7 protein-coding genes are annotated in these 8,370 nt (G+C 33.1%); 6 read left to right on the top strand and 1 reads right to left on the bottom strand.

Features of this window, described 5'->3' with window-relative positions; all coding sequences use genetic code 11:
- Positions 1 to 404: 404 nt before the first annotated feature.
- From ABE048_RS18340 to speB, 6 genes are all read left to right on the top strand, one after another.
- Positions 405 to 1,697, top strand: coding sequence for an ammonium transporter (locus ABE048_RS18340; protein WP_430312717.1), 1,293 nt, complete (start codon positions 405 to 407; stop codon positions 1,695 to 1,697).
- A 138-nt stretch (positions 1,698 to 1,835) separates the two neighbouring features.
- The gene (locus ABE048_RS18335) at positions 1,836 to 2,810 is read left to right on the top strand and encodes a DUF294 nucleotidyltransferase-like domain-containing protein (protein WP_430312716.1); all 975 of its coding nucleotides are present in this window, start codon (positions 1,836 to 1,838) and stop codon (positions 2,808 to 2,810) included.
- Positions 2,811 to 2,812: 2 nt separating this feature from the next.
- Positions 2,813 to 3,535 carry an exonuclease domain-containing protein gene (locus tag ABE048_RS18330; protein WP_430312715.1) on the top strand — a complete coding sequence of 241 codons (723 nt, stop codon included), beginning with the start codon at positions 2,813 to 2,815 and terminating at the stop codon, positions 3,533 to 3,535.
- Positions 3,536 to 4,821: 1,286 nt separating this feature from the next.
- Positions 4,822 to 4,968, top strand: coding sequence for a hypothetical protein (locus ABE048_RS18325; RefSeq protein ID WP_430312714.1), 147 nt, complete (start codon positions 4,822 to 4,824; stop codon positions 4,966 to 4,968).
- Positions 4,968 to 6,455: an aminotransferase class I/II-fold pyridoxal phosphate-dependent enzyme gene (locus ABE048_RS18320; RefSeq protein WP_430312713.1), complete on the top strand. Its 1,488-nt coding sequence runs from the start codon at positions 4,968 to 4,970 to the stop codon at positions 6,453 to 6,455. The genes ABE048_RS18325 and ABE048_RS18320 overlap by 1 nt, the downstream gene beginning before the upstream one ends.
- Positions 6,456 to 6,511: 56 nt before the next feature.
- On the top strand, positions 6,512 to 7,372 hold the full coding sequence (gene speB, locus ABE048_RS18315; protein ID WP_430312711.1) for an agmatinase: 861 nt from the start codon (positions 6,512 to 6,514) through the stop codon (positions 7,370 to 7,372).
- 117 nt (positions 7,373 to 7,489) lie between these two features.
- Here the strand turns inward: speB and ABE048_RS18310 are convergent, their stop codons facing one another.
- Positions 7,490 to 8,050 carry an AAA family ATPase gene (locus ABE048_RS18310; RefSeq protein ID WP_430312710.1) on the bottom strand — a complete coding sequence of 187 codons (561 nt, stop codon included), beginning with the start codon at positions 8,048 to 8,050 and terminating at the stop codon, positions 7,490 to 7,492.
- Positions 8,051 to 8,370: the final 320 nt, after the last annotated feature.

Here is an 8,370-nt window from a genome sequence, read left to right as displayed (position 1 = left end):
AAGCGCCGTCTGTAGCGGAATATCCAAGCGTCAATAGTGAAAAGTTAATGTGTTGAGATCTTCGTATTTAAAAACCGAAAATGGACTTATGAAATTGATTCATTTGTAAAATGATTAATAAAAAAAGAAAACACTTATTTGACTTTATAACGGGTCAAATAAGTGTTTTTTATTGTTATGGAACTCAGCTGTGTTCGTCATATAAGAATGACGTAAATATAATCTTCAATTATATAGATGAAGTGTTTTATTCAAATTTATGTGATGAAATATAACGTATATTCTGAAAATTCTATTGACTTATCAATTTCAACGTGTAAAATAAAAAACAATAACATCGATGTTAGAAAAACTAACATATATTAGTTAAATAAAATAACATAAAAGAAATGGGGATGGTATTCATGGATGCAACATATCTGATGAATAGCTTGTGGACAATGATCGCAGCAATATTAGTTATTTTAATGATAGGTGGATTTATTTTATTAGAAGCCGGTTCCACAAGGATGAAAAATGCTGGTCACGTAGCTGGTAAAACAATTTTCACTTTTGGTTTAGCCTCATTAGTTTTTTGGGCAATAGGGTATGGGTTTATTTTTGGAGGAAACGCAAACTTCTTAGTAGGAATGTCGGACTTTTTCTACTCTGGAGAATTAGTTAAAGACGGTGGTCTTGCGACAACAGTATTCTTTGTCTTCCAATTAGCATTTGCTGCTATTTCAATTACTGTTGCTCTTGGTGGTTTTGCTGAACGTGCGAAGTTTTCAGCATATGTAGTATTCACCATTCTATTTGGAGTTTTAGTATATCCTGTAATTGCTCACTGGATCTGGGGTGGTGGTTGGTTATCAGAACACGGCAATCAAGATTTCGCTGGTTCTACAGTTGTTCACTTAACAGGGGCAATGGCTGCACTTGCTGCAACCATTATTTTAAAACCTCGTATTGGTAAATTTAATAAAGACGGTTCACCAAATAACATCGCAGGTCACAACCAAGTGTATACAGCGTTAGCTGTCTTAATTCTTTGGGTAGGTTGGTTTGGATTTAACGCAGGTAGTACGGTTTCTGTGGATGGTGTATTCTTTGGATTTGTTGCTCTTAACACAAACTTAGCAGCAGCAGCCGGTGCAGTAGCAGCTACTTTGATCTCATGGGTTGCGTTAGGTAAACCAGATATTCCAATCATTTTAAATGGCGCATTAGCAGGCTTAGTGGCAATTACTGCATCATGTGCTTTCGTTGATGTATGGGCTTCAGTTGTAATTGGGTTTATTGCTGGAATTCTAACATTCTATAGTGCTCGATACTTAGAAAAAAGAAAAATCGATGATCCAATCTTTGCAGTATCTGTTCATGGGATTCCTGGTATTTGGGGTACATTATCCACTGGATTCTTTGCAACAAAAGAACTTGCAACAGTTGGTAAACCAGGATTATTCTACGGTGGCGGATTGCATCAATTAGGAGTTCAATTTATGGGTGTTGCAGTATCAGGTATTTACGCATTTGTTGTTTCTTTTTCAATTCTTTGGGTTATGAAGAAAGTTATGGGAGGAATTCGTGTTAGCGAGGAAGAAGAAATTATGGGGTTAGATATTAGTGAACATGGTAGTTATGGTTATCCTGAACAAATGGTGTCTCAAGGAAAAGATAAAACTGTCATTGTAAGTAAATCTTACATTAGTTCTTGAGTAAGAAACCTAACAAGTATTGGCTTCTTATAAAAGGCGCTGTTAGATTTGGTTGAAGATAATAAAGAAACATGTAATGATACTGGCTAAAAATCTACAGTGCTTTTGACATAGCCATACAAAAAGGGAGTGCTTCTGTTGTACACTCGGGAGTTAACATATGAATTTATTAAAGAATGGAAGAATCATAAAATCTCTCAGTTTAATCATGATATAAAAAATCTAAACTTATTTCATGATCGTGTGATGAGAAAAGTATTACAGGTGGCAGTTATTAATATAAACAAAGGGGTTCCACCTTGTAACTTTTCGTGGTTTATAACTGGAAGTGGAGGCAGACTTGAGCAAGGTTTCATCAGTGATCAGGATCATGGATTAATTTTTGAAGAGGATACTGAAGAAAGTAGTTATTATTTTAAAGCTCTTGGGGAGGAACTTTCAGATGGGCTCGCAATCGTTGGATACCCGTATTGTAAAGGCAATATTATGAGTTCAAATCCATTTTGGTGCAAATCTCTTGATGCATGGAAAAAACAACTTATTCTTTGGATGGAATCTGAAAGTTGGGAAGCAATCCGTTATTTACAAATTTTTTATGATGCTCGAGTTATAGAAGGAAAAGTAAATTGTATCAGGCAGTTGAAATCAGTTATATATGAATATCAACGAATACATCCGAATCTTCTGAAGCGATTATTAGCGAATATTATGCATGTAAAAAACGTCATAGGTCCATTTGGTCAAATGATAGTAGAACACTACGGGATATATCGGGGATGTATCGATTTAAAATATTCCGCTTTTTTACCGTATGTGAATGCCACAAGATTACTAGCGATTAAGGAAGGAATTTCCGAAACTTCGACACTCGCACGTATGTATCATTTGAATCAAAAAGAAGAATATGTAGATCTCCTAAGAAATTGCGAAAGAAACTTTGATCATCTTTTAAAATATCGACTTTCGCTAAATAAAGTGGATCACTATACAGACACTCATTATTTAAATGTAAAAAGGCTTGAGAAGAAGGATAGGAAGGAAATTAAACAAATTATTAAAAATGGAATAAGACTACATGATGAAGTAATCGAGCTTATTGAAAAAGGGTGTTAGATATGGCTTTTGAACCGTTTCAACAATTACTAAGATCCATACAAGGAAAACGCAACACAGGGGGGCTAGGTGAAGTTCTAAATGCACAACAAATTGCATTTTTGAGAGGTTTACAAAAAGAAATACAGCCAGAAGCAGCACTAACGATTCCATTATCTAATCTAAACGTGGTTGTATTTGATCTTGAAACTACAGGATTTTCCCCGGAAAAGGGAGACGAAATATTATCGATTGGTGCGATTAAAATGAGTGGTTCACAAATTCATTGTGAAGAAACTTTCTATTCACTTTTGCATACAGAGAAGCCTATTCCGCATAATATTGTTCAGCTAACAGGCATAAAAAATGAAGACATAAGGGATGCGCCACCAGCATCTAATGTTCTTATCGAATTCCTTGATTTTGTTAAAGAATCAGCTTTAGTTGCACATCATGCAAATCATGAAAGAAACTTTATGAAACACGCAAGTAATCGCTTTTTCAGAACGCCATTTAAACATCGCATCGTTGATACGGCATTTTTGTTTAAAATTGTTGAACGTAGTATTGATCTCGTTAAGCTCGAAGATTTTTGTACTTATAACAATATTCCTATTATCAATCGGCACAATACTTTAGGAGATGCAATACTAACTGCTGAACTTTGGAGTCTCTATATTGAAAGAGCACGAAAAATAGGTTGTGAAACACTGCAAGATGTATATGATCGGTACTCTAGATTGTGAAAAATTTACTTTAAAAGTATTTGAAACAATTTTTGGTTAAAACTGTATTCTGTGTTAGGATGTAGTTTTCGCATATAGATTATTTGAATACAAATCATCGTATTATAAAAATTACAACATGTACTATTAACAGTGTAGCTTTAAATATGAATTGTGACACAAAATTGAATTGATTGAAATCGCAAAAATACAATATAACGCTTATTAGTGTAACAATAATTCTGTTTTATGTTATAATACTATTACTATTTAATTTAATTTAAATAGTAAAATTAAAGAAAGGGAAGTGATGTTTATGTTGACACTCAATATCTATAAAGAGAATATGCATTATGTTGTAGAGTATTTTTCTAAAATGGGAGAAGGCGTGACGTTGCACACAAAGGATTCTCTTTATGAGAGTATTTACAGACTTGGTCGGAATATCCATATCAATAATGTCCACTTTCGTATTCCGCAAGATTTAAGCCTACCGTTACTATCCTTCCTATCGATTGAATACCCTGGAGAACTTTATGAGCACAAAATCACAATCACCGATTAATCCAATCCATCCTAATCAACAGAAAGTAAAATCTTTATCACAATAAAACAGATGATCAACTGAATTTTAGTTAGATCATCTGTTTTTATTTCGTTTTAAAAACACTTAATGATCATTTGAAGTATATCTTTTCCTAACATTTTACATAGATCTAACAAAAAATATTTAAGTTATAAAAAAATTTATTGTTATATAACAATAAGATATTTGATTTATTTCTGTATTATTTTTTTACTTATATCTATTAAATTCATAGAGAACTTTGTCGTAAGCATAAAAATAGACGATAATTATAAAATCACTTGAAATATAGGCTGATTTTAAAAGTTATAGATAATTACAATATAAATATGTAGAAAGTCAATTTCTTAATTTCACAGTCTATTCATTAAATGATTAGTACAGATTTTAATTTAAAGTAACTATACGAAAAAATTTTCACTAAATAAATAAAGGTTTATAAAAAAATCGAATTGACAGTTTAAAAAAAATGAATTAGTATTAGCTTCAGCATAAATAAAGTTGCTCTTATTAGTAACCGTTGAGACGAGGGGTCTAGGATACGGTGGCAAACCAGTCTGATCATACATCAGATGTTGGGGCTCAACCTGAGCGCAAAATGTACAAAGTTTTGTGAACGATAAGAGGATAAGCAGTTGATATTAATCGAAGCTTTCCTTCTAATGGTTGGAGAGCTTTTTTCTATGCTAAAATTAGCATTTTTTAGTGGGAGAGGATTATATTGACTGTTCAAATTTTATTTACTTCGGAAATCGCATCGAAAGTATATTGGGATAAAAGTGAAAATCAATTGTTAAATGGAGTATTTGAAGATGTTGTAGAACGCCCTTTTTCAACATTTAGACTTATTGAGGAGGGTGAAGCATAATGAACATCATACAAGAACAAACACGTACGAGTGAAATTGCAATTACACAAGAGAGAATGCCATTATTTGATGCATTAGTAAAATATGCAAAAAAGAATATAACGCCTTTTGATGTACCAGGTCATAAAATGGGTGCTCAATCAAATCCTCTAAAAAATGTTCTCGGTGAAATGACAATGAAAATGGATGTTAATTCCATGAAAGAACTAGATCTTCTAAGTCATCCAGAATCCGTTATTAAAGAAGCTCAACAGCTTGCAGCGAATGCATTTGGCGCAGACCACGCTTTCTTTTTAGTGAATGGTACAACTTCAGGTATCTTGGCGATGATATTAGCTACTTGTAAACCTGATGATGTATTAATAGTGCCTCGAAATTGCCATAAATCAATCATGAATGGATTGATTTTAAGTGGAGCTAAACCAGTATTTATCGAACCTGAAGTGGATGTCCATTTTGGCATTTCACATGGGGTTTCAGTCAAAAATGTTGAAAAAACTTTATTAGCATATCCTGAAGCAAAAGCAATTTTAGTGACGTATCCAACATACTTTGGATCTATGAATGATTTAAGAACTATTTGTAAGCTAGCTCACGATCGTGATATCACTGTGATCGTTGACAGCGCACATGGTGCACATTTAGCGTTTACGCCAGGCCAAATTGATCCAATCTCTGCGGGGGCTGATATCGTGACAATGAGTATGCATAAAACAGGTGGATCTCTTACTCAAAGTTCTATTCTGCTTTTAAATGAAGGTCGTATTTCCGCAAAAACAATGCAAAAAACGTTGAATATGCTTCAAACAACGAGTGCGAATTATTTATTGATGAGTTCATTAGACGCAGCAAGACGTGAGTTAGCATTATACGGATATGATCGCTTTAAAGCGTTAAAGCCAATAGTTGAAAAGACTATTCACGATATAGAAGAAAACACTTGCTTTGAAGTTTTGAAAAATGACTATGTTAACCAACTATGTAAGCAATCATACGATTGGACAAAACTAGTAATTCGTGTAAATGATTGTGGTCTAACTGGTTTTGAAGTCTATACATTATTAAAAGAAAAATATCAAATTCAAATGGAATTGGCAGAGGGCTATGTGGTAATGGCGGTAATTACTACAGCTGACACCGAAAATTCGTTGAAGAAATTAGTTTGGGCTCTTAGTGATATTGATCGTGTATATGGCGGAAAAACTCCAATTTATTCAACATCTGTCACACCTACACATGCAAATAAGTTATTAATTAGCCCAAGAGATGCTCATTATGCGGAACATGAATTAGTACCAGTTGATATGGCAATTGGAAAAATCAGTGCAGATTTATTGATGATTTATCCACCAGGTATTCCGCTTGTCATTCCAGGAGAGCTGATTTCAGAAGAAGTAATTCAACAATATCATTATTATTCTCAAACATTTGGTAATGTCCTATCTGAATCGGATTTAAAAAACCATATTACAGTAGTGAAAGAATAGAATAAACAATATACACTAGCAATTTTCGCATCAACAAGTTGAAGGAGAACATATAAATGCAAACTAAACCACAAAATATCTCAACTTTCATTGGTTGTGATAATCATTATGAAGAATCTGATCTTGTCCTTTTTGGTATTCCTTTTGATGGAACAACAAGTTTTAGACCAGGAACACGCTTTGCAATGCAAGCTATTCGTCCAGACTCTTATGGTCTAGAGTCTTATTCACCATATCTTGATCGTGATTTAGAAGATCTGGCAGTTTTTGATGGTGGAGATCTTGAATTACCACTTGGTAATACACAAAAAACAATGGATGAGATTTTAGAATATACTCGTTCACTTGTAGCGGATGATAAAAAATTTGTAATGGTTGGTGGGGAACACTTAGTAAGCTTCCCAACAATTCAAGCAGTATTTGAAAAATATCCAGATTTACATGTTATTCATATTGATGCTCATACAGATCTACGTGAAGATTATATGGGAGAAAAACTATCACATGCCTCTATTATTCGTCGTTGTCACGAATTTTTAGGAGATGGAAGAATTTTTCAATTTGGAATCCGTTCAGGTTTAAAAGAAGAATTTGAATGGTCAAAAGAGCATACGTATATGGAGCGTTTTTCTATAGATACTCTTGCTGAAGTTGTAAATGATTTAGAAAATGTTCCTGTATATGTAACAATCGATTTAGATGTATTAGATCCTGGAACATTCCCTGGTACTGGTACACCTGAGCCTGGCGGTATTACTTACAAAGAATTGTTAAATGGAATTAAAGCATTACAAAAATTAAACAATATTGTAGCTGCAGATGTCGTAGAATTATCTCCACAATATGATCCATCAGGTGCATCTACAGCAGTCGCATGCAAAACAATTCGTGAAATGTTACTAACTGTTGGTAAATAGCTTTCTATATTGTGAGTAACTTAATGGTATTAAAAAAATAACAGAATAATTAGTAGTATATTTAGCAACAAAAGACGCTTGGACATTCCAAGCGTTTTTTTATTATCAATTTTTGCCCTATAAATGAAATCTTTCTTTAACTATCTTTGCAACTTCTTCAGCACTTAAGTTTGTATTGTTAATCTTGATATAGTTTTGGAATTTGATTTCACCTTCTAAGGAATTCAATCTATGTTTTTCCATCGTGTGTTTTAAGTCATTTTCAGACCATTCAATATCTCTTTTTTTAGGTTTGTGTTCAAGTCTATTTGGAGTTTTATTTCGTTTTAGTCTCTCTTCTAAGTCTGCCTCTAATTCTACATAGTAAACAGTGCCTCCTCTAGACTCAAAAAGATGGGAGAGTTGTTTTACATAATCCCAATCCGACTCCAGATTGAACATCCAGACATAAGTGAATATCATTCCATACAAATTACTTTTTGAAACCTCTTCAAATATCTCCTGCCGAAACAAATTTACTAATCTTTTTCCTTCATCTGTACTGTAATCAAAAAAATGACTAACTAAATCGATCGTCATATGGTTATGAAAAAGTTTCATGTCCGTTATTTTCGCTAACTCTTGCCCAACTGTCATTTTACCAACCGCTTGTGGTCCAAATATATGTACAAATTTCATAGAATCCCTCCTTACCATCTTTTATTGTATTTTTTGAAATTCCTATAAATACATTAACATAAATTTACAAGTTATCCTAAAAAACAAAAAACACAACTATAATTTATGAAGAACCCATTTCATATATATTTTATCTATTAAATCAAAGACTCTATCTGTAATTGCTAATTTTGTCTAGGAATAAATTCTTAGATAAGGAGCATCCAAATGCATTTTAGAATAGAAATCTTCAGATTTAGATTAAATGGCTATAGTTATATACCATATCTATTAGAACATGTCTATAAAGCGGAAGATGGCGACTCCTGCGGGAAAGCGAG

Origin of the sequence: Rummeliibacillus pycnus (assembly GCF_050459865.1) — a bacterium.
Taxonomy (GTDB): domain Bacteria; phylum Bacillota; class Bacilli; order Bacillales_A; family Planococcaceae; genus Rummeliibacillus; species Rummeliibacillus pycnus_B.
This window is presented reverse-complemented; position numbering and strand designations above follow the sequence as displayed.

Excerpts from the sequence above, each read along its gene's own strand:
- ABE048_RS18340 (WP_430312717.1), top strand. The coding sequence starts at position 405 with ATGGATGCAACATATCTGATGAATAGCTTGTGGACAATGATCGCAGCA.
- ABE048_RS18330 (WP_430312715.1), top strand. The coding sequence starts at position 2,813 with ATGGCTTTTGAACCGTTTCAACAATTACTAAGATCCATACAAGGAAAA.
- ABE048_RS18320 (WP_430312713.1), top strand. The coding sequence starts at position 4,968 with ATGAACATCATACAAGAACAAACACGTACGAGTGAAATTGCAATTACA.
- speB (WP_430312711.1), top strand. The coding sequence starts at position 6,512 with ATGCAAACTAAACCACAAAATATCTCAACTTTCATTGGTTGTGATAAT.
- ABE048_RS18310 (WP_430312710.1), bottom strand. The coding sequence starts at position 8,050 with ATGAAATTTGTACATATATTTGGACCACAAGCGGTTGGTAAAATGACA.